Annotated in this window: 22 protein-coding genes and 1 riboswitch; of the genes, 5 read left to right on the plus strand and 17 right to left on the minus strand. The window is 36.9% G+C overall.

Going from position 1 to position 20,242, the window contains the following annotated elements:
* Positions 1 to 64 precede the first annotated feature (64 nt).
* The 3 genes from AC27FM_RS01735 to AC27FM_RS01745 form a co-directional block, all read right to left on the minus strand.
* Positions 65 to 517, minus strand: a complete 453-nt coding sequence (locus AC27FM_RS01735; RefSeq protein WP_487085599.1) for a low molecular weight protein-tyrosine-phosphatase — start codon at positions 515 to 517, stop codon at positions 65 to 67.
* 5 nt (positions 518 to 522) lie between these two features.
* The gene (locus AC27FM_RS01740; protein ID WP_487085601.1) at positions 523 to 825 is read right to left on the minus strand and encodes a helix-turn-helix domain-containing protein; all 303 of its coding nucleotides are present in this window, start codon (positions 823 to 825) and stop codon (positions 523 to 525) included.
* Positions 826 to 1,634: 809 nt separating this feature from the next.
* Positions 1,635 to 2,510, minus strand: a complete 876-nt coding sequence (locus AC27FM_RS01745) for a LysR substrate-binding domain-containing protein (RefSeq protein ID WP_487085603.1) — start codon at positions 2,508 to 2,510, stop codon at positions 1,635 to 1,637.
* A gap of 115 nt (positions 2,511 to 2,625) precedes the next feature.
* Here AC27FM_RS01745 and AC27FM_RS01750 point away from each other — a divergent pair, with 115 nt between their 5' ends.
* The gene (locus AC27FM_RS01750; protein ID WP_487085605.1) at positions 2,626 to 4,251 is read left to right on the plus strand and encodes a malolactic enzyme; all 1,626 of its coding nucleotides are present in this window, start codon (positions 2,626 to 2,628) and stop codon (positions 4,249 to 4,251) included.
* 22 nt (positions 4,252 to 4,273) lie between these two features.
* On the opposite strand, the gene AC27FM_RS01755 is transcribed toward AC27FM_RS01750, so the two are convergent.
* Complete coding sequence (locus AC27FM_RS01755; RefSeq protein ID WP_487085606.1) at positions 4,274 to 4,750, minus strand: DUF7679 family protein; 477 nt, start codon at positions 4,748 to 4,750, stop codon at positions 4,274 to 4,276.
* 235 nt (positions 4,751 to 4,985) lie between these two features.
* Between AC27FM_RS01755 and AC27FM_RS01760 the strand changes: the two genes are divergently transcribed.
* Complete coding sequence (locus tag AC27FM_RS01760) at positions 4,986 to 5,714, plus strand: alpha/beta hydrolase (protein ID WP_487085607.1); 729 nt, start codon at positions 4,986 to 4,988, stop codon at positions 5,712 to 5,714.
* A 192-nt stretch (positions 5,715 to 5,906) separates the two neighbouring features.
* Entirely contained in the window at positions 5,907 to 6,635 is a 729-nt protein-coding gene (locus AC27FM_RS01765) for an alpha/beta hydrolase (RefSeq protein ID WP_487085608.1), read from the plus strand.
* A 68-nt stretch (positions 6,636 to 6,703) separates the two neighbouring features.
* Here the strand turns inward: AC27FM_RS01765 and AC27FM_RS01770 are convergent, their stop codons facing one another.
* From AC27FM_RS01770 to dhaK, 9 genes are all read right to left on the minus strand, one after another.
* Positions 6,704 to 7,909: a NupC/NupG family nucleoside CNT transporter gene (locus tag AC27FM_RS01770; RefSeq protein ID WP_487086064.1), complete on the minus strand. Its 1,206-nt coding sequence runs from the start codon at positions 7,907 to 7,909 to the stop codon at positions 6,704 to 6,706.
* Positions 7,910 to 8,049: 140 nt separating this feature from the next.
* Positions 8,050 to 8,577: a citrate lyase holo-[acyl-carrier protein] synthase gene (gene citX, locus AC27FM_RS01775; protein ID WP_487085609.1), complete on the minus strand. Its 528-nt coding sequence runs from the start codon at positions 8,575 to 8,577 to the stop codon at positions 8,050 to 8,052.
* A 97-nt stretch (positions 8,578 to 8,674) separates the two neighbouring features.
* On the minus strand, positions 8,675 to 9,145 hold the full coding sequence (gene ribH, locus AC27FM_RS01780; protein WP_487085610.1) for a 6,7-dimethyl-8-ribityllumazine synthase: 471 nt from the start codon (positions 9,143 to 9,145) through the stop codon (positions 8,675 to 8,677).
* 1 nt (position 9,146) lies between these two features.
* A complete protein-coding gene (gene ribA, locus AC27FM_RS01785; protein ID WP_487085611.1) occupies positions 9,147 to 10,361 on the minus strand; it encodes a GTP cyclohydrolase II in 1,215 nt (404 codons plus the stop codon).
* Positions 10,351 to 10,950 (minus strand): riboflavin synthase, encoded by a 600-nt coding sequence (locus tag AC27FM_RS01790; RefSeq protein ID WP_487085612.1) that lies wholly within the window; start codon positions 10,948 to 10,950, stop codon positions 10,351 to 10,353. Before AC27FM_RS01790 ends, ribA begins: the two co-directional genes overlap by 11 nt.
* Entirely contained in the window at positions 10,950 to 11,990 is a 1,041-nt protein-coding gene (gene ribD, locus AC27FM_RS01795; RefSeq protein ID WP_487085613.1) for a bifunctional diaminohydroxyphosphoribosylaminopyrimidine deaminase/5-amino-6-(5-phosphoribosylamino)uracil reductase RibD, read from the minus strand. The genes AC27FM_RS01790 and ribD overlap by 1 nt, the downstream gene beginning before the upstream one ends.
* Positions 11,991 to 12,146: 156 nt before the next feature.
* Positions 12,147 to 12,278, minus strand: a riboswitch (FMN riboswitch).
* Positions 12,279 to 12,358: 80 nt separating this feature from the next.
* Complete coding sequence (gene dhaM / locus AC27FM_RS01800) at positions 12,359 to 12,727, minus strand: dihydroxyacetone kinase phosphoryl donor subunit DhaM (protein WP_487085614.1); 369 nt, start codon at positions 12,725 to 12,727, stop codon at positions 12,359 to 12,361.
* On the minus strand, positions 12,727 to 13,320 hold the full coding sequence (dhaL, locus tag AC27FM_RS01805) for a dihydroxyacetone kinase subunit DhaL (protein WP_487085615.1): 594 nt from the start codon (positions 13,318 to 13,320) through the stop codon (positions 12,727 to 12,729). The genes dhaM and dhaL overlap by 1 nt, the downstream gene beginning before the upstream one ends.
* An 18-nt stretch (positions 13,321 to 13,338) precedes the next feature.
* The gene (gene dhaK, locus AC27FM_RS01810) at positions 13,339 to 14,331 is read right to left on the minus strand and encodes a dihydroxyacetone kinase subunit DhaK (protein WP_487085616.1); all 993 of its coding nucleotides are present in this window, start codon (positions 14,329 to 14,331) and stop codon (positions 13,339 to 13,341) included.
* A 223-nt stretch (positions 14,332 to 14,554) separates the two neighbouring features.
* On the opposite strand from dhaK, the gene guaD reads away from it, so the two are divergent.
* Positions 14,555 to 15,856: a guanine deaminase gene (gene guaD, locus AC27FM_RS01815; RefSeq protein WP_487085617.1), complete on the plus strand. Its 1,302-nt coding sequence runs from the start codon at positions 14,555 to 14,557 to the stop codon at positions 15,854 to 15,856.
* Entirely contained in the window at positions 15,846 to 17,189 is a 1,344-nt protein-coding gene (locus AC27FM_RS01820; RefSeq protein WP_487085618.1) for a uracil-xanthine permease family protein, read from the plus strand. Before guaD ends, AC27FM_RS01820 begins: the two co-directional genes overlap by 11 nt.
* 92 nt (positions 17,190 to 17,281) lie before the next feature.
* On the opposite strand, the gene AC27FM_RS01825 is transcribed toward AC27FM_RS01820, so the two are convergent.
* The 4 genes from AC27FM_RS01825 to AC27FM_RS01840 all read right to left on the minus strand — a co-directional run bounded on the left by AC27FM_RS01825 (position 17,282) and on the right by AC27FM_RS01840 (position 20,112).
* The gene (locus AC27FM_RS01825; RefSeq protein WP_487085619.1) at positions 17,282 to 18,442 is read right to left on the minus strand and encodes a GNAT family N-acetyltransferase; all 1,161 of its coding nucleotides are present in this window, start codon (positions 18,440 to 18,442) and stop codon (positions 17,282 to 17,284) included.
* A gap of 73 nt (positions 18,443 to 18,515) precedes the next feature.
* Positions 18,516 to 19,298 (minus strand): MurR/RpiR family transcriptional regulator, encoded by a 783-nt coding sequence (locus tag AC27FM_RS01830; RefSeq protein WP_487085620.1) that lies wholly within the window; start codon positions 19,296 to 19,298, stop codon positions 18,516 to 18,518.
* A gap of 92 nt (positions 19,299 to 19,390) precedes the next feature.
* On the minus strand, positions 19,391 to 19,729 hold the full coding sequence (locus AC27FM_RS01835; RefSeq protein WP_487085621.1) for a PTS sugar transporter subunit IIA: 339 nt from the start codon (positions 19,727 to 19,729) through the stop codon (positions 19,391 to 19,393).
* A gap of 71 nt (positions 19,730 to 19,800) precedes the next feature.
* Positions 19,801 to 20,112, minus strand: coding sequence for a PTS sugar transporter subunit IIB (locus AC27FM_RS01840; protein WP_487085622.1), 312 nt, complete (start codon positions 20,110 to 20,112; stop codon positions 19,801 to 19,803).
* Positions 20,113 to 20,242: the final 130 nt, after the last annotated feature.

A 20,242-nucleotide genomic window follows, 5' to 3' on the forward strand; every position in this document is an offset into this window, starting at 1 on the left:
CCCTTTTAATTTTTGTAATGTAATTGAAAAAGAACGATGGTGAATAAAAATTTCCATCGTTCTTTTATTGTTCTTGCAGTATTTTTAACCAATTAGGCAAAACTTCAGCTAATTGTCGATAAGTTCTATCAAAATTATGATCGAACCAAGGGTCCTCGATGACCCTGCCCTCATTCACACTTTCATAGGCTATATGCAGTTTATACTTGTCCTGATCCGGAGCCATCCTTTGCAAATCATCAAGGTTTTGATAGTCCATGCCAATTATTAAATCTGCACTTTTAAAATCCTGAGTCGTTATTTGCTGGGAATGGTGCTCCACTATCGGAACATTATGTTTTGTTAGTTCAGCAATTGCACCTGGATGTGGTGAGTTACCGAGCTCATAAGTAGACGTTGCTTTAGATTCAACGATTATCTGGTTTGATCCAGTGTCATTGAGCATTTTTTTCATTATCATCTCTGCCATCGGTGATCGACAGATATTACCTAAACAAACAAAAATTATTTTTTTCAAAATGATTAATCGATCAATCCTAAACGACGTTTGACATCTTCTAATTGAGCTTCCAATACAGGATCTCTTCTACTTAAAATATCTAAGGCATTAGCCTTAGGTGCTTCTTTTTTAGTCGTACTAGTTTTAGATTTGGTACCTTTAGCTTGGTCATTTTGGTTAGGTTTTGAAGTCTTATGATACTTCCTCACCCAAGCCGATACTTGTTGATAAGAAATTCCGTATTTATTACCAGTTGCTTTAAAGTCATTGTCATGTGCAATGGCATAGTTGGCAATTTCGATTTGTTGTTCCTTGTTGTACTTCATGCTAAAAACTCCTAAACAGCTTAATGTAAAAATTATACCATAAATTAGAGCTATACAAATACGTGTTCTACTTCGATAAATGAAATTTCAATAAAAAAGAGCGACCTGGGGAGGTCACTCTCTGCGCAATGAGGATGGGAATAAACCGCATACCTCAGATTCATATTATCATATTATTTAGTAACATTTAAACTTAAATACAAAAAAATGGCAGCTCAGGGAGGAACTACCATCATTCAACAGAATTCTGCTATAAACATGAAATTATCAAAAGAGAGGATCTGTAGGATTCCCCTCAATGAACAATATATCATAAACATATATATTTATGTAATATTCTTTTAATTATCAATAGATAAATACGTATCGTATGGCTCTATAAACACTGCTATAACAACGTTCATAGGCCCTATTGTAAAATATTGCTTACTTTTGTTTATTTATTTTCAATATCTTGCCATATTGTCAATACTGCAAGTTTATAAACAAATTTGTAAACAAAAAAGAAACCAAGCTAGTTGGTTTCCCAGAGAAAAATATAGAAATGAACATAACTATCCCATAGATAAAGTATTGATTCACTATATTTTATTTTACCCTTTGAAAATAAATGAAGCCTACTTGTGAATGATGGAGGAGTTGAGAGCTTGGACCGAAAAAGGCACAATTATAAACTCCATTATATTTTCAATTTTGTATAATTCGTAGCTACGACGTTTTTTTAATGCTTGGTTACCAATTGGTAAATTAATTGTACCTTAATTGGACTATACCGTATACCTCGTTTTATTTATATAAATTTAAATATATTATTTTAAACTGTTACCAAAAATATCAATAATCTTGTTAAAATCAGGGGTTTTCAAAGTATTACTGCGATAAGCAATTAATATATAAAATGGCGGCAGCGATAAGTCCTTGACCTTGACCTCCTGTATCCCCTCTACTAATGCACTCGCAGTCTCAGCAATAAAACTGACACCCTTATCAGCCTTAACTAGTTTCAGCAATAAATTATAATCAGACGTTTCAAAGATAATATTTGGTAAAACATTATATTCATCTGTAAATTGCTTAAAAACTTGATGATGAACGGAACTACTATCGGTTAAAATAAACTCCTCATCCAATAAGTCGGATAGATGAATAGAACCATCAAAGTGTCTTTTGTCGGATGCTATCAAATTGAAATGATGTAACTTGATCACTTGATATTCTAGATCGTCATCTTCCGGAAGTTTAGTCACTCCTAATAGTGAAATATCGATCCGGCCGTTTTTTAATTCCGCCAACAATTCCTTGGAACCGTCCACAACTTGATCCATTCGTTCCAATAAATCATTTTTCTTCAATTCATCAAAAACACTCGCTAACAGGTAATTGGTAATAATCGGTGGAAAACCCATCTTTATTCTTTGGGTCTTCAATCTTGATATATCTGATTTAGCCAAATATTCTTCTCGTAATATCTTATTGATGTGCTTCAATAATTGATTACCAGCATAGGTCAATCTCAATGAATTAGCGTAACTTTTCCTTTCGACTAGTTTTGTCCCATATTCTTGCTCTAATCGTTTTAATGAATATGTGATCGTTGGTTGTCGCACATTAAAATGACGTGCTGTGTCAGAGAAGTTTTTTAATTCACTCAATTTTTGAAAATATTGCCAATCTTTAAGATTCATATTTTCTCCTAACTTATAAATAATTATTATCAATTATACTATATTTGACTATATTTTTTATGACGGTATATAGTAATAACCGAAAAGTATTTATCAATATTTGGGAGATATGAAATTGAAAGAATATACAGGCTTAGAATTACTAAACAATCCATTTTTGAATAAAGGTACCGCATTTACTAAGCAAGAACGAATGGATAAGGATTTGGAAGGATTACTACCTCCTTTCGTCCAAACGCTCGATCAGCAAGTAGCTCGTGCCTATGCTCAATTCAATGATAAAGACACTCCACTCGCTAAACGTATGTACTTGATGGACTTATTCAACGAAAATCGAACAGTTTTCTTTAAATTATTCAGTGAACACGTTTATGACTTCATGCCCGTAGTGTATGATCCTACGATTGCTGATACGATCGAAAATTACAGTCACTTATACCTAGATCCTCAAAATGCCGCCTACTTGTCCATTGATGAGCCAAACGAAATGGAAACCACATTAAAAAACGCTGCTGGAGATCGTGAAATCAAATTGATCGTCGTCACAGATGGTGAGGGAATCCTTGGTATCGGTGACTGGGGCGTTCAAGGAGTGGATATTTCTGTCGGTAAACTAATGGTCTACACTGCCGCTGCAGGAATCGATCCAAAATCTGTTCTTCCCGTTGTACTTGACGTTGGAACAAACAACCAAGACTTGTTGCAAGACGATCTTTATTTAGGAAATCATCATCAACGTATTACTGGTGACAAATATTATGATTTTGTCGATCAATTCGTAGCAAAAGCTGAAGAAATATTTCCAAATATGTATCTTCACTTCGAAGATTTCGGGCGTGATAATGCCGCAAATATTTTGAATAAATACAAAGATAAGATTTTAACTTTCAATGATGATATTCAGGGTACTGGTATCATTACTCTTGCTGGTATTTTAGGTGCATTGAATATTTCAAAAGAAAAGCTAACTGACCAAATCTATGTTTCATTTGGTGCTGGGACGGCCGGCGCAGGCATTGCTAAGCGTATCTATGACGCCATGATAGATGAAGGATTATCTGCACAAGAAGCTAAAGATCGCTTCTATCTAGTAGACAAACAAGGGCTGTTATTTGATGATACAGAAGGTCTCACGCCTGAACAGATGCCATTTACTAGACAACGAAGTGAATTCGAGCACCCAGATGAATTAACAAACCTTGATGCAGTTGTTAAGGCTGTACATCCCACTATTTTAGTAGGGACCTCTACACGACCAGGCGCATTCACCGAATTCGCGGTCAGAGAGATGGCTGCTCATACATCACGCCCGATTATCTTCCCACTTTCTAATCCCACCAAATTAGCTGAAGCTACAGCTGAAGACTTGTTACAGTGGACAGATGGTCGAGCTCTCATAGCAACTGGTGTCCCTGCCAAACCTGTAGAATTGAATGGCACGACCTACTACATTGGACAAGCAAATAATGCTCTTGTCTACCCTGGCTTGGGCCTAGGTGCAATGGCGGTCAATGCAAAGATTCTTAGTGAAGGAATGATCAACAAGGCTGCTCACTGCTTAGGTGGTATTGTCGATCCAAGTAAAGCAGGTGCGGCAGTGCTTCCTCCAGTTTCAAAACTCAACGAGTTCAGTCTGACCGTTGCTTTAGGTGTTGCACAGCAAGCCATTAACGAAAAATTGACTGATGCAAAAGATGCTAAAAAAGCAATTAATACGATAAAATGGGAACCAAGATATTAAAAAAAGATTCAGTAGGAAGAAATTATTTTTTTCTACTGAATCTTTTTATTTTTTTTATATTATGATAATGCAATTTGGTCCTGAATAATGTCAACAGCCATATCAGCTGATTTTTTTTACCGGTTTTCCAAAACTTAATATCATTTTTTATTTCTAAACGATTTGCGAAGGAATAGTCATGTCGTAGATAACTGTATATCTGGCGGATGCTCGCAGAACCTTCCCAATTATCTCGACTGATAAATTGACTTCTGGTGCTAAAAAAATTCTTATCAACCATAAATACATTTTTTACTCTAGCAACGGTGATTGGCGGCTGAGCATTATTCCTGTGCGGTGCAGTCTCTATATTTATTAGTGCACCCTTCAAGATCGATTTCCAATCCTCGGAATTTTTTTGATAGTCAGACATGGCCACCTGAAGGTCCTTTGATAATTTGAAGTATAAAACTTTACCATCGATCCGTTTGACCTTGACTGCATAATAAGTGCGCCTCATAAATATAAATTCACCTCCAATTATAAATAGCTTTAATCACATGTTAACGATATACGAAACAATTTTCCAATACATTTTTTTATAATTAATATCAAAAATATTGATGTAAAGATGTCAATTAGCTTCCGATAACTTATCTTATGTAACCTTATGGCGTATTTTGCTGTTTCTTGACAAGAATTAGTTTTAGTTTCAGTATTAACTAATGAAGCAAAAATATCATTGGAGGCAATTCATGACATTACTAAGTACAAGTTTTCGTACAAATTATTTACATACATATTTTAAGACAACTGTAGTTATTCCAGATACTGGTAAGAAAAATTATCAAGCTGTCTGGCTGTTACACGGATACACTGCCGATGATACGACGTGGATGCGCAATGTTAATATCGAGAAACTAGCTGAAAAAAATGACATTGCTATCATCATGCCTGAAGGTAGAAACTCATTTTATACCGACTCCAACTTCATCCCTTATTACAGTTTCTTCATTAAAGAGCTGATCCCAAAGATGCAAGGACTGCTACCTATTTCTGACAAGGCTGAAGATAATTTTATTGCTGGTGTAAGTATGGGTGGATACGGAGCTCTAAAAATCGGCTTCGCTAATCCTGACAAATTTAGTAAAATCGCAGCAATGTCACCGGTGGCTGACATTGAAAACTTCCGGAACAATCCGAAAAGTCCAATGCCACTAGAGACTTTCGACACGATTTTTGATTCAATAGAAAAAGTTTCTAAAAACCAAATTACAAATATCTTCAATAAATTCCACCCTAAGCAAAAGGTCTTGCATCTTTGTGGTGACGAAGACTTCATGCTACAAGATAATATTGATTTGAAGAACTTCCTAACTGATAATCTGGGTAAAGATTATACTTGGATGCCAGTCAGTGGTGATCATTCCTGGAATACATGGTCGTTAAATGTTGGACAGGTTTTTGATTGGATAACTAAATAATTATATCGATGACAAATATTTTTTTGTCATCGTTTTTAGTGTATATAGCATGTTAACGGTCAAAACCAATTTTCTATGCCTTGACAAGTTGCATTTTTTATCCCAAGATTATATTGCATGAATTAAAATATTACAAAATAAGTTTTCTGATTTAAAATTTTAGTATTAAGTCACGCATTCGAGGGATATTAAATGACACTATTGAACATGAGCTATAATACTAACTACCTTCATACTTATTTCAAGACTACCGTTATCATTCCTGATTCCGGTAAAAAACAATATAAGGCAGTTTGGTTACTCCACGGATACACTGGTGATGACACTGCTTGGATTCGCCATGCTAATATTGAAGAACTGGCTCGTTTACACGACTGGGCCGTGATAATGCCTGAAGCGCGAAATGCTTTTTATACTGATTCTGACTTTATCCCGTACTATTCTTTCTTTGTAAAAGAATTGATCCCGAAAATTCAGTCAATGCTCCCTATCTCATCCGATCCAAAGGATAACTATATTGTTGGTTCTAGTATGGGTGGATATGGTGCGCTGAAGATCGGTTTTACTAACGAAGATAAGTTCAGTAAAATTGCAGCTCTATCGCCTGTCACTGACATCGAAAAGTTTAGAAATAATCCTAAAGGTCCTATGGACAAAAAAACCTTTGACACAATTTTTGATTCACCCGAAAAACTTCACAGTAATCAGCTCGCGACTATTTTTAATCGATTACAACCTAAACAAAAAGTTTTAACACTTTGTGGTGATGAAGATTACATGCATGAAGATAACATTATGTTCAAAAATTTTCTCACGATTCATTTAAATGATAATTATACTTGGATGCCTGTTGATGGGGATCATTCATGGGTCACTTGGGTCGGGAATATTGCGAATGTTTTTAAATGGTTAGAAAAATAAAAAGTTGGAATCTATTAATAGATTTCCAACTTTTTTTATACCATCCTGGAAGATGCCTTTTTATTATTTTACCAGACGAACAAACCAACAAATGCGGCTGAAAGTAATGATACTAAAATACCAGATAACAACATGTAGCCAACATTTTTGGAAATCACATCGTTCTTTTCTTTGTCGACGATTCCCTTGAAACAACCAATGATCATTCCGAGAGTTGAAAAATTAGCGAATGACGTGATAAATACTGTCAATACAGCTTTGAAATGGGGATCGAAATCTTTGATGATTCCTGTAACTTTACCCATAACAACGAATTCATTTGTTACTAACTTCGTACCCATATACTGAGCCATCTGGAATGAATCGTGTCCATTCAATCCTAATAACCAAGCAAATGGATACATAATAATACCTAGAATGTGTTCCAATGTTAACCAAGGATTAACTAATTGCAAAATCTTATCGATCAATGCTGCTAGAGCAACGAATGCAATAACATTGGCAGCAATGATAAGAATCAATCTACCAGCACCCAAGATAGAATCACCCAAGAATGAGAAGAATGGTTCTTTTTTGCCACCATCACCCTGACCGCTGAGCTTAGCGATCGTATCTTCCTCAGGCGTCACTGTTACGGGATTCAATAAACTAGTAACAATGATCGAATTGATGATATTGATCGGAATAGCCGTTAGTATAAATCTCCCCGGCATCATCTGAATATATGAACCAATAATAGAAGCCGTAACACAGCTCATCGACATCATCGCTAAAGTTACATTACGTTGTGACTTGATTTGCTTCAATTGCAAACTAGAAACCGCAAGTGCTTCTGTATTACCTAAAAACATCATTTCAACCGCGAAGAATGATTCAAACTTTGGTTGACCTGTAATAAATGATAATCCCTTACCGATCCACTTGATAATAAATGGTAAAACTCCAATGTATGTCAAAATATCAAATAATGGCACAATTAGTAAAATTGGTAATAGTGCACTTGTAACAAAGTCCATACTCTTAACATGTACCCAACTTGGTAATGCAAATTCGATTCCGACATATGCTACTTGTACTAACCAATTAAATCCATCTGCGGCGCCAGAAACAATTGCGCGCCCGATCCCAAAACTTGTTAAAAACCAAGCCAAAAGCAAATTAAGAGCGATCATAATTCCAATTGACTTCCATTGAATATTTTTCTTATTCTTCGAGAATAGGAATCCAATGGCAAGAAAAACTACTAGACCTATAATATTTATTATTAGGTACATACCCATTTTTTTATTTTCCCCTTTAAACTTAAGTAATCGACAACTCCAGTACAGGTAATATATTATCATTCATTTACCCATTAAAAAAATAAAATAATTTGATAATTAAAAAAGTCGAGATAAAATTTCATCTCGACGTCCTACTTGTTTTCGTTTATCAAATTACTAATATAATTCTGTAATTCTGCTACCGAATGATTTTGTTGACGAATACATTCAGAAGCATTTTTACCACAAATCAAACACTTTCTAGGTGGCAAGTTAAGATCTGAGCGCCTCAAAGGACCTAATGTGTCTTCATGAACTATGTAAACGTCAATATCAAATAGTTCTCCCAATGCTTCTTCTTCAAATTTGATAGCGGCCATTTTGACTATCTGTGCATCAGAATTAATGATTGCGAATGCTACTGGACCAGATGCGACATCCCAAACAACGCTTTTCTTGATATCAAAATTACTAATAAATTGCTTAAATCCACTTTCAAAGATATCGCTTAAATATTGATTGTTCTTGATTGGCCCGGGTATCCTAAGACTGACGTTAAGTAATGATGAATAGTCAGGGATTTCATCCAACAAATACTTTCTTTCGCCAGCATCAGATTTGTGACCATATGCTATTTGTGCTTCATTTTGTTTGAAACCTTCCAAAAAAATATTGGTCATCCTTAAACACTCCTCAATTAGTACAATAAATGGGCATCATGCCAACTTATTATACTCTATCATGAATATAATGATAAGCATTAACCAACACTACTATTTATATTTTATTAATTTGTCGTTCCAGACTTATCATTTCTAAAAGGCCACTGGCACATTCAGAACCTTTATTACCTGCTTTACCACCAGCGCGATTCATAGCTTGATCCATATTATCCGTTGTTAAAATTCCAAACATGACGGGAACCTTTCCTTCTAATGACACTTGGGCCACACCACTAGCTGAGCCTGAGCAGACATAATCAAAGTGTGACGTTTCACCTTTAACCACCGCTCCTAATGCAATTATTCCGGAAAATTTACCAGTTTTTGAGGCGATGTTGGCTATTCTAGGAATCTCCATTGCACCGGGAACTTTGATAACAGTAATATCGTCATCTTTAACACCGTACCTTTGTAATGTTTCTATCGCACCATTGGTCAACTTACTAGTAACTATTTCATTAAATTGAGCTACAACGATAGCTATTTTTAAATCGTTCTCATTAAATTTTCCGATAATGTTTTTCATTTTATCCAACCTCGCTTAATAAATGGTGTAATTTATCTTTTTTGGTTTTTAAGTATTTATAATCATAATTATTAGGTTGAATCTCAATGCCTACACGATGCTCCACACTTACGTTTAGCTCCTCTAGTCCATTAACTTTATCTGGATTATTAGTCATCAAGTCTACTGAAGTGATACCTTTTTGGTGCAATATATTGGCGGCAATACCATAATTTCTCAAATCAGCTTTAAAACCTAGTTTATTATTAGCTTCGACTGTATCAAAACCTTGATCCTGTAGTTTATAGGCTTTTAATTTATTGAGCAAGCCAATGCCACGTCCTTCTTGACGCAGATACAAAACCGCACCACTACCATTTTCTTGGATCATTTCCAATGAACGTTCTAATTGGTCACCACAATCGCAGCGTAGCGATCCTAATACATCCCCAGTCAGACATTCCGAATGAATCCTTAACAACAGTGGATCATTAGAAGACATTTCACCTTTAGTTATCAATAAAGTTGGTTCTTCACTGTCAAAAGTTTTGAACGACTCTAATTGAAAATCTCCATATTTAGTTGGTAAATTTACCTTGGTAACACTAGTAGCGACAGTGGAATCGAACATATATCGATACTTGATGATGTCGTGAATCGTAACTAATTGCATTTGACTGCCTTCAGCGAATGCTTTCAAATCCTTGAGTCTAGCCATTGAGCCGTCTTTTTTTACTACTTCACAAATGTATGCCACGGGACTGGCTCCGGCTAACTTAGCTAGATCCACCGCCGCTTCAGTATGACCACCACGGCTCAAAACACCGTTTGAACGAGCAATCAACGGAAAAATATGTCCCGGATGATAGAAGTTATCTCTCGAACTATTGACGTCAGCTAAAGTCTTGATAGTATCTGCACGATCAAAGGCAGAGATACCTGTTGTTGTAGTCTTCGCATCAGTACTGACGGTAAAGGCTGTTCCAAAAGCATCGCTTGAATCAGTGACCATTGGATTAAGTCCCAAACGCTGAGCATATTCCTCACTCATAGGTACACACAGTAACCCACGTGCTTTATTGATCATAAAATTAACATTCTCTGGGCTTACAAAATCTGCTAAGCCTACCATGTCACCTTCCGCCTCTCGTTCAGGTGAATCTGCGACGATGATCAACTTACCTTGTTTCAATTCATTAATTGCATTTTCAACTCTTTGGATTTCTTTACTTGGCATAATTATCTCCTAACTTAGAATCAACCACGTATCTACTGAGAATATCTACCTCTAAATTCACCAAATCCAGCAACTTTACCTCACCTAGATTGGTTTCTTCGAGTGTATGTGGAATAATTCCAACTACAAATTTATTATTTTCGACTGAAATGACCGTCAAACTAATGCCATTAAGAGCAACTGAACCTTTCTCAACGACATATTTTTGATATTTGATTGGTAACGAAAAAGTTAAGATAAACGCATTTTGATTTTCGACCCGATCCAATAATTGCACGGTCGTATCGATGTGACCTAATACGATGTGACCATCTAGACGGTCACTCAGTTTTAGAGACTGCTCTAAATTAACAGCGTCACCATTTTTTAGTTGATACAAATTAGTGCGTTCATAGGTCTCAGGCATCACGTCAACGCTGAAATCTTGATCATTTAAATCAACAACTGTCAAACAAGTTCCATTGACTGAAATACTGTCACCCATTTTGATTTCTGTTAAATTTTGATATTGAATTGTAATTTGTTGTGTCTCTTGGACATCTTTGATGCTGATGATTTTCCCAACATCGTGAATAATTCCTGTAAACATTAGCTGTACCTCGTTGCTGTTATTTTTAAATCACGTCCTAATTGATTAACTTGCAAATTATGTAGATTCATTATTTCGGGGGACTTAGTTCCAAAGACTGCAGGTAAACCTGCTCCACCGAATATTTTAGGAGATAGATAAACCACAAGATCGTCGACTAATTGTTCACTGACGAATTCTGCGTGAATCGTACTCCCACCTTCAACTAATAATGATTGGATGTTGTGCTTTGCCAGTAATTCAATAATCGATTTTGGCGTCCAGTCGCCAGAATAAACTGCGACGTTTTTAGGAAATTCTCGGTCACTAGATGTTGCACTCAAAATCCAAATCGGCGACGAACTCATAAATATTTTTCTGTTCCAATCCAATTGATCAATATCCCTAACCAAAATAATCCTGATGGGCGGGAAACTCATTGACTCCGTTCTAACCGTCAATTCTGGATCATCGACTCTAAGTGTATTTTCTCCAATCAAAATTGCTTGATTATCAGCTCGCAACTGCTGTGAATCCAAATAGGCAGCTTCGCCACTAATAAGCGTGCGTTCACCAGTAGTTTGATTAATCTTTCCATCCAGTGACATCGCATATTTAACTGTAACTAATGGTCGATGGTTTCGATAAAAAAAGTTATAAGAACGGTTTATATCTGTAGTAGAGTTTAAAACTAAAACTTCTACGCCATGGTTCTTGAGATAATTAACTCCCCGTCCGCTAACAATAGGATTGGGATCGACTTGCCCTATCACAACTCTTTTGATTCCGACATCCACAACCTTACGGACACAGGGTGGAGTTTTGCCAAAATGAGAACAAGGTTCCAAGGTTACATATAGCGTCGCACCTACTGCATCCTTAATATTATTCAAGTCGTTCAGAGCATTAACTTCTGCATGATTATCACCAAACTTATCATGATGACCACTAGCCAGAACTTGCTCATTTTTTACGATCACGGCTCCAACTTTTGGATTAGTCCAGGTTTGTTTACCTTTCTTGGCCTCATTGATCGCCATTTCCATATACGTATTATCCAAATTCTTATTCACCTCACATTCAAAATGTACAAAAAAAGCCCCGCATCTTTTAAGAATGCGGGGCTACATTTTTTTAATAAGCCAAATAAGATTCCATACGAGAGAGATGTGGAGTTCAAAATGCACATAGACACCACAAAAAAGTATGAATCTTAATTTTTTCTTCTCCCATCCAGACTATACTGTCGGTCTCAGACTTGCACTGAGTCAACCACTAAACGTGGGTCACGGACTTCAACTTACGTTGTTACCGTCGGTCGGGAATTGCACCCTGCCCCGAAGAAATCATATTTAGTTTTCGTTATTATCGTACTCTATGTATTTTTTTATTGCAAACCTTTTCACAAATTTGTCTACAAAATCGAATATTATTTTATTTTCATATCTTTAATACTATTCTCGATTATTTCAATTGGTGAATCCACCTGTGCCATGGTTGCGGCAGCATATGCTCCTTCAACTAAGGCAACATCGTAACGATGAATAGGTTTGTCACTCATTTCTGACACCATATCTAAGTTCATCTTCGAACTACCTAAATCATAAAATGCCAAAATTTCATCACCAGTATTGGCGTCCACAGCATCTTGGATTTTTTGCATGGATGAACCGATTTCGTTATCATCAGTCCCACCAGCAGTAGTGATCGAAAGATCCGGAGCAGCCTCAGAGATAAGATCTTTGACACCTTCAGCTATTTTATTAGAGTGTGAAACGATTAATATACCAAATTTCATCAGCTATTATCTCCTATTACATCGATTAATGAACCGAACAAATACGCACTGGACTGTGAACCGGGATCCAGATGACCTTTAGACTTTTCTTCCAAGTAACTAGCACGTCCCTTAGTAGCAACCATATCTTTGGTCGACTCTAAGGCATCACTGACTACCTGATCAACAAATTTATTTGCTTTTAACGCATCGGCTACTGGTTGCCAAACATCGATCATAGTTTTCATTTTTACATCTGCATCACCACGACGTTTGATACCATCTGCGCCAGTTTGGATCAAATCAGCCAATCCAATGTTGCCATTTTTTACTGCTTTGGACATGTCCAAAAAGGCCGTCCCATACAATGGACCCGATGCTCCACCGACTTTTTGAATCATTGCAAAAGCTGTCGCCTTATACAAATCCGAAATATTTTCGGGTGCTTTCTTAGCTAAAGAGTCAGTTATGGCTTTTGCACCACGATCCATATTAGTTCCATGATCCCCGTCGCCGATGGCGGTATCCAATTCATTCAAAGTTGCCTTATTAGCTTCAAGTTTTTCTACAAACGATTCAATCCATTTTTGAGCTTGATTCAATTCTAATTCCATATTGACATCCTTTCTGCATTACCAACCAATTGTTACAACAGGTTCTTCCAATTTGTCGATCCAATCATCTTCTGTCTTCATAATTGTCAATGATACACCTTGCATATCCAGTGAGGTGACCATATTACCAACTTTACTAAATCCAACTTCGATTCCTTGATTATTCATTTCTTCCAAAACATCATTTGCAAAAATATATTGTTCCATCAAAGGAGTTCCACCCATACCATTTACTAGTACGGCAAATTTACCAGTCTTATTATCGAATTCCTTTAAGATTCTTTCAATTAATTCACTAGCCAATTCCTTAGCTGGTTGAATCTTCTCAACTGAGTAGCCACGTTCATTGTGAATACCAATACCGTATTCAATTTCATCGTCAGCTAATTCAAATCCGGGATGACCTACGGCTGGGACTGTTGCAGCATGTAAAGCTATACCGATCGTTTTGGTATTGTCGATAACTGTTTGTCCTAATGTAGTTAGATCAGCTAGTGACATCCCTGAACGTGCGGCGGCACCAATTATTTTCTCAACTAAGACAGTTCCTGCAACACCACGCTTACCTTGAGTGAATTCACTATTTTCAACTGCAATATCATCATCCACCACAACTGTCGCGATTTCAATATCATCAGCTTCTGCCATCTCTTTAGCCATGTCAAAGTTCATTACATCTCCAGAATAATTCTTAACTATCAGCAAGACACCCATTCCTTGATTCACAGTAGTAATAGCTTCGTAAATTTGATCAGGAGTTGGTGAAGTGAATACTTCTCCGGCAACGGCGGCTGACAACATCCCTTCACCAACATAGCCTGCGTGTAGTGGCTCATGACCACTACCACCTCCGGAGACTATCCCAACTTGTTTTGTCGTTGAAAATTTCTTATCATTTCTGACCACAGCTGTGGTACCTTCAATTTGTTTAACTATATTTGGATTAGTCTTAACCAGTCCTGAAATCATTTCTGGAACTATATCCTCAACATTATTGATGATTTTTTTCATCATAAACCTCCTTGAATTAATGAATTTATTGGGTCCGTTTACATTGACATTTCTATTATACTTCATTGAGTTATTTCAATGAATTTATTGAATACTTAATTCAGGATTTCGCTTATTCACGAACGATTTATCCTTTATTAAATTAATCATTCATGTTAATCTAATAACAACTTAAATAAGGAAGTGTTAGATTATCACCTATCAAATTGTTTTTGAGGGCGCTGTGTTCTCTTCAGCATCGTTTGACAAGGCGGATTTTTCACCCAAAGTTCTCACATGTATTGACCGATCAGGAATGATCGATCATGTAATATCTGTCGATGAACCGGATTTTAAATCGGTCAAACAAACTGCTGAAAATCACAACATTCTTCATGTCATACCAAAAGGCAGTTACATGCTACCAGGATTCATCGATTTACATGTTCACGCACCACAATGGCCACAAGCTGGTCTAGCGTTGGACAAACCACTAAACGAGTGGCTACAAACTTATACCTTTCCACTCGAAGCCAAGTATCAAGATTTGAATTTTGCCAAAAAGAGCTATCAAAGTCTCGTTCGAGAATTATTAGCCAACGGCACGACAACAGTATTATATTTTGGTTCTACCCACGTAGATGCAAATATGGTTTTAGCAAAAATTTGCGCCGAGTATGGTCAGAGAGCATTTATTGGAAAAACAGTCATGGACAATCCTGATCAAACTCCTGAGTTTTATCGCGATGAATCGTCACATCAGGCTTTGGAACAAACTGAACTATTCATCCAACGTCTCCAAAAATTACAACAAGAAACAAACGCAGAATTAGTTCCCGTTATCACACCGAGGTTCGTCCCCAGCTGTACTGATGAAACACTACAAGGTTTGGGAGAACTCGCAAAAAAATATGATCTACCAATCCAATCACATTGCAGTGAAAGTATCTGGGAAGATCAATATGCTATCGACAGATTCAATCTACGAGATGCAGAAGTACTCGATCACTTTAATCTTTTAACCGATCAGTCAGTAATGGCACATGGTACACAATTGAGGGATTCTGACCTCAAATTATTCCACGATAAACATGTAGCCATCGCTCACTGTCCTATTTCTAATGTCTATTTTGGGAACTCTGTTTTGCCTGTCAAAAAGATCCATAATCAGCAAATAAATATTGGTATGGGAACTGACATTGCTGGTGGATACTCACCCAGCATTTATCGGAATATACAGCAGGCAGTTATGTCATCTCAAATGTTAGAGGATAGTAGTAATACAACTGCCCGTATTTCTGCTGCTAACGCCTTTTATCTTGCCACCGTCGGCGGGGCCAGCTCTCTGCATTTACAAACAGGTCAAATAAAATCAGGATATAAAGCTGATTTTCAGATCGTAAACGACGAATATTCAAACATCATGTCTGATGATGCAAATGATATATTCGAGCGTTTGATTTATCATACGACAAAATCTCAAATTCAAGAAGTTTATGTTTCTGGGGAAAAAGTAATTGATCGAGGAGAGAACAATGGAAAATAAAAGCAGCTTATTAGTTGGACCAGACGACAAAGTCGGCTTTGGTGAAGCTGGTTTCTTGGGGTTACAACACGTTTTAGCAATGGATATTTACGTACCACCGATCATCTTGGCCGGAATGATGGCGATGGGAGTTGGCGATCAAATGAGCCTTCTTCAATCAACCTTCTTAGCTGCCGGAATTGGTACTATTCTTCAAACATACGTCTTCATGAAGATGCCCGTATCTCAAGGACCTTCATTCGTACCGTTAGGTGCCGCCGCTGGTGTCGTCTTGGCTTCTGGTGGGATACATGGAAATGGAATGGGGACTTTGATCGGCTCACTATTAGTCGGAGCAATCATTTTGATCATTCTCGGTGCTACTGGTGCCTTCCAAAAAATAATCAGCAAATTAGTCCCTGCCCTAGTGGGTGGTACTATTATTACTTGCGTGGGATTATCTCTGATTCCTTCAGCACTGAATGACAATATTTTTAAAGCAAGCGGAAATATCAATAACAATATTATTTTAGCTTCGATCACGGCACTGACACTATTGATCTCCGTCGGCATCAGCAATCGATATCCTAAAGTTCGTCGTTTCTTCCGTACTGGTTCGATCATCCTGGCACTCGGTGTTGGAACTGTCGTATCGACTATGATGGGATTATTCAATTGGAAAACTGTTTCCGATGCCGCATGGTTCAGTCTACCTACTGGAACTGTCTTGCATTATGGAATTAACTTCTCACCCTCAGCAATTATTACTTTTATTATCATCTACGCAGTTATCACTACCGAAACGACTGGTACTTGGTTCGCAATGGGTGCTGTAACTAATCACGAAATCAGCAAGAAACAATGGAACATGGGAATTATTGGTGAAGGTTTTAGTTGCCTAGTCGCAGCTCTGTTAGGGACTACTCCTGTTACTGGATATTCAACAAACGCTGGAGTTATTTCAATTACAGGCGTAGCAAGTAAACGTGTCTTCTTATTCGCCGGGATCTGGTTCTCCGTTTTAGGTTTCTTCAGTAAGCTATCAGCTTTCTTGGCAGCCATCCCTGCCCCAGTTATCGGTGGTGTATTTGCTATTATCTGTGTGACTATTATGTTGAATGGACTAAATGTTATTAGACGTCTAAATACTACTGATCGTGATATTTATATCATCGGCTTGCCGATCATTCTTACTTTAGCCTTGGTTTTACTACCAACTAACGTTACAAAGCAAGCTCCACAAATAATTCAATACTTATTAGGTTCTCCAATCGCAGTCGCTGCTGTTGCGGCTATCCTGTTAAACTTATTAATGCCTAAAATAAAAGAAATACCTTCTACAAAAACAGCTTAAAACCAAAAAATCTTAACTAGACCAATCACTGTCATTTTTAAAACATTGATTGAACTATGTTAAGATTTTTTTGTGAATACATATGATAAATTTTAAAAGTAATCTCTCAACCGTGGCTTCTGAGTAACTAATACATCACTCAACAAGCTGATCGAAATAGTATTTCCGCTAACGGCGCCATAATGTGCTAATGAACTAAGTGAACGGGTACCAAACATAGCCTTTGTTAACGTCTCAATATCAATCTGAATATCACTTGAACGATCAGTTTTCTCAAAAATAACATGCCCATTATCTATTGCTAACTTCCAAGTTTGATTATTCCAGTCGAGCGAATCAGTGACTTGTATCACGATCGGTTTCAACTTATCTTTAGTGAAGGGATATTTTTTGACAAAACTTTGTAAGTTGACAATTCTAGCCGACATATATGGTACGGTCTTCACTTCCGAAATCAATGGTTCTTCTAACAAATCTGACTGGACTTCTGAATCATCAGATTCATAGATAAACTTTTCAAAAGTAGATTGATGCTTAGTGATAAAATTGGCTAGAGCTCGATAACTATCTGAATCCTTATTGACCCATTCGTGAATATTCAAGGTCTCGCCATCTTTTGAATAAAATAAATAACCATCCAGCTCGTCATTCCCATCATAATACAGTGCCGCCAACCAATCAGAGTGCTTATACGCCATGTGTTTCCACCACCAGTCTGGTCGAATAACCCCGCCAAGCTGATTATGATATTCGTATAATTGATGCGCTGAAATAGGTACTTTATCTATATCCACTCGCTCAACATGACCAACTGACGGTGCTTTGATATGTGGCAACTCATCACTGGAGATTTCCATTACCACGTGATCAAAAACAAACTCAAATCCAAATTGGCGATAAAATCTATACGAAAATGGTGCTAGGTATGACAGCGTAACATTATCCTCATACATGTCTTCCAATGCTGCATTTATCAACTTGCCAGCGCCACCTTGACCAGCAAATTCCGGTGCACTCATCACGTCACCGATTCCATTCATCTGATAAGTAACTCCATGGAAGTCGACTGTGAAGGGAATACTGAATATACCACTACCTAGCTTGTCTCTATTCATAATTCCATATGCCAAGGAGTGCTCATATCTAGTATGAAGAGCATTCTTTTTTTGTTCTGTATTTTCACGATTGAAGGAATACAAGTACAATTCATAAAACTTGTCAAAATCTTCCATTCCTAAACGATAATCCGTCATTATATACCCTCACTTTGTTGTTTGAACGTAATTCAAACCTGACTAATTCCGAAAAATATCTCGATTATTAAACTTACTCATCTTCTCGTGCAACATCCTCTGAGAACTTGTGTTGCGGCTGTTCAGTCATTTTATGGTACGCATTGCTCGAAATCTGTTCGAGCATATAAACTAGTGGTACTTGTGTTGTTACATTTATCTGACCATTTCTAATTTGTGGGATATCATATGAGATTGGAAAATCAACAATTTGATTCAGCGAAGAATAAGAATTTGCCGTCAAGGCAATCGTGGCAGCACCATTTTTCTTGTAATATTTTGCCTGCTGCAATGAGTTGCTAGTTTCACCTGAAATCGAAACAATGATCAGTAAAGTCTTTGAAAAATCTCGATCAGCTAAGGGTTCTGGTTGGAAAGGATCTGCGATCGGCAAGGAATAAATTCCATAACTGGATAGTAGACTGGCACCATATTGTGCGATTCGACCACTATTACCAACTCCAAAAAATAATACTAAGTCAGAAGCGTTTATCATCCGCGCCGCTTGATTGATTTTTTCGTCGAAAGTATTCTCCCGTGCAACAACTTTAAAAAAGTTTTGAATCGGTTCAACACTGCTGTCGTTAAATTTGCGTACGGGATGATTCTGATTTTGTTTGAGTGCGAGCTTAAACTCCGAAAAACCACCATAATTCATTTTTTTCAAAAATCGCAGTACTGTAGTCGTAGAGACATTGGCTTCAGTAGCCAAATCTCGAATCGTCATGCTCTCGACTTCCTTTAAGTGACTAACGATATACTTATAAACTATCAATTCTAATCGATTGAGTTCATGAACCTTTTGATACGGGAACATGAATTACACCTTCTTCATTTATTAATTTACTGCATAACAAAATGAAAAAACTGGATATCTGATTACCAGTTTTTTTATTGTTTCAATTTTTATTACTTTTGAGAATCTAATTTTTTATATAGATCAATGATTTCTACCGCCAAATCCTTGAATGTGATGGCATTCATGATGTGATCCTGTGCGTGCGCCATCAGCAATGAAACTTGCATGTATTCACCACTCGCTTCATTTGCTAATACTTTTGATTGAACATCATGTGATTCGGCTAAATAATGATTTGATTCTTTTATTTTTTGATCTGCCGTGACAAAATCGCCCTTCTTTGCAGCATTGATTGCTTCAAATGCGGAATTTTTGGCGTTGCCTCCGTCAATGATCAAATCCATAATTATTTTTAATTGCTCGTCATCTTGACTTTGATTATTAGTCATTTTGATAACCTCTAATAAGAACAATGAATTTTACATCTTTCGATAACTAAAGGGGCGCTTGCATGCACCCCTTATTCTTTGATTAATGACACAGCGCGATTGAAGATTTTTTCTCCATTCATCATGCCGTAATCCTGCATGCTGATAACTTCAACAGGAATATCCAGCTTGTCTTTGAATTGACCTTCGAGGTATCTGACCTGAGGCCCTAACATCAATACGTCTGGATCTGTCTCATCTAGTTTGGCATCGGCATCAGCGGCAGAAGCAGCAAATATATCAGCTTCGATATTCTTTGCTTCAGCTGCTTTTTGCATTTTTGAAACTAGTAAACTTGTTGACATACCTGCGGCGCAACATAGCATAATCACTTTTTCAGCCATAATAATAGCTCCTCTATGTAATAAATTTATTCGTTTGTTTCTTATAAAAAGCATGGTTGTAAAGCGTTTCCATTAATCAGTTTGATTGTATAACTTGAAGTTAAATATATCAAGCTGTTTTACTCATAAA

The organism is Companilactobacillus sp. y65-5 (assembly GCF_057541095.1).

What these genes read in the sequence shown, in the direction of transcription:
- dhaM (WP_487085614.1), bottom strand. Translation starts at nt 12,727, where the DNA reads ATGAAATTTGGTATATTAATCGTTTCACACTCTAATAAAATAGCTGAA.
- AC27FM_RS01740 (WP_487085601.1), bottom strand. Translation starts at nt 825, where the DNA reads ATGAAGTACAACAAGGAACAACAAATCGAAATTGCCAACTATGCCATT.
- AC27FM_RS01790 (WP_487085612.1), bottom strand. Translation starts at nt 10,950, where the DNA reads ATGTTTACAGGAATTATTCACGATGTTGGGAAAATCATCAGCATCAAA.
- AC27FM_RS01835 (WP_487085621.1), bottom strand. Translation starts at nt 19,729, where the DNA reads ATGACTAATAATCAAAGTCAAGATGACGAGCAATTAAAAATAATTATG.
- AC27FM_RS01840 (WP_487085622.1), bottom strand. Translation starts at nt 20,112, where the DNA reads ATGGCTGAAAAAGTGATTATGCTATGTTGCGCCGCAGGTATGTCAACA.
- AC27FM_RS01825 (WP_487085619.1), bottom strand. Translation starts at nt 18,442, where the DNA reads ATGACGGATTATCGTTTAGGAATGGAAGATTTTGACAAGTTTTATGAA.
- AC27FM_RS01765 (WP_487085608.1), top strand. Translation starts at nt 5,907, where the DNA reads ATGACACTATTGAACATGAGCTATAATACTAACTACCTTCATACTTAT.
- AC27FM_RS01755 (WP_487085606.1), bottom strand. Translation starts at nt 4,750, where the DNA reads ATGAGGCGCACTTATTATGCAGTCAAGGTCAAACGGATCGATGGTAAA.
- AC27FM_RS01760 (WP_487085607.1), top strand. Translation starts at nt 4,986, where the DNA reads ATGACATTACTAAGTACAAGTTTTCGTACAAATTATTTACATACATAT.
- ribH (WP_487085610.1), bottom strand. Translation starts at nt 9,145, where the DNA reads ATGAAAAACATTATCGGAAAATTTAATGAGAACGATTTAAAAATAGCT.
- dhaK (WP_487085616.1), bottom strand. Translation starts at nt 14,331, where the DNA reads ATGAAAAAAATCATCAATAATGTTGAGGATATAGTTCCAGAAATGATT.
- AC27FM_RS01770 (WP_487086064.1), bottom strand. Translation starts at nt 7,909, where the DNA reads ATGTACCTAATAATAAATATTATAGGTCTAGTAGTTTTTCTTGCCATT.
- AC27FM_RS01820 (WP_487085618.1), top strand. Translation starts at nt 15,846, where the DNA reads ATGGAAAATAAAAGCAGCTTATTAGTTGGACCAGACGACAAAGTCGGC.
- AC27FM_RS01745 (WP_487085603.1), bottom strand. Translation starts at nt 2,510, where the DNA reads ATGAATCTTAAAGATTGGCAATATTTTCAAAAATTGAGTGAATTAAAA.
- citX (WP_487085609.1), bottom strand. Translation starts at nt 8,577, where the DNA reads ATGACCAATATTTTTTTGGAAGGTTTCAAACAAAATGAAGCACAAATA.
- dhaL (WP_487085615.1), bottom strand. Translation starts at nt 13,320, where the DNA reads ATGGAATTAGAATTGAATCAAGCTCAAAAATGGATTGAATCGTTTGTA.
- AC27FM_RS01830 (WP_487085620.1), bottom strand. Translation starts at nt 19,298, where the DNA reads ATGTTCCCGTATCAAAAGGTTCATGAACTCAATCGATTAGAATTGATA.
- ribA (WP_487085611.1), bottom strand. Translation starts at nt 10,361, where the DNA reads ATGCCAAGTAAAGAAATCCAAAGAGTTGAAAATGCAATTAATGAATTG.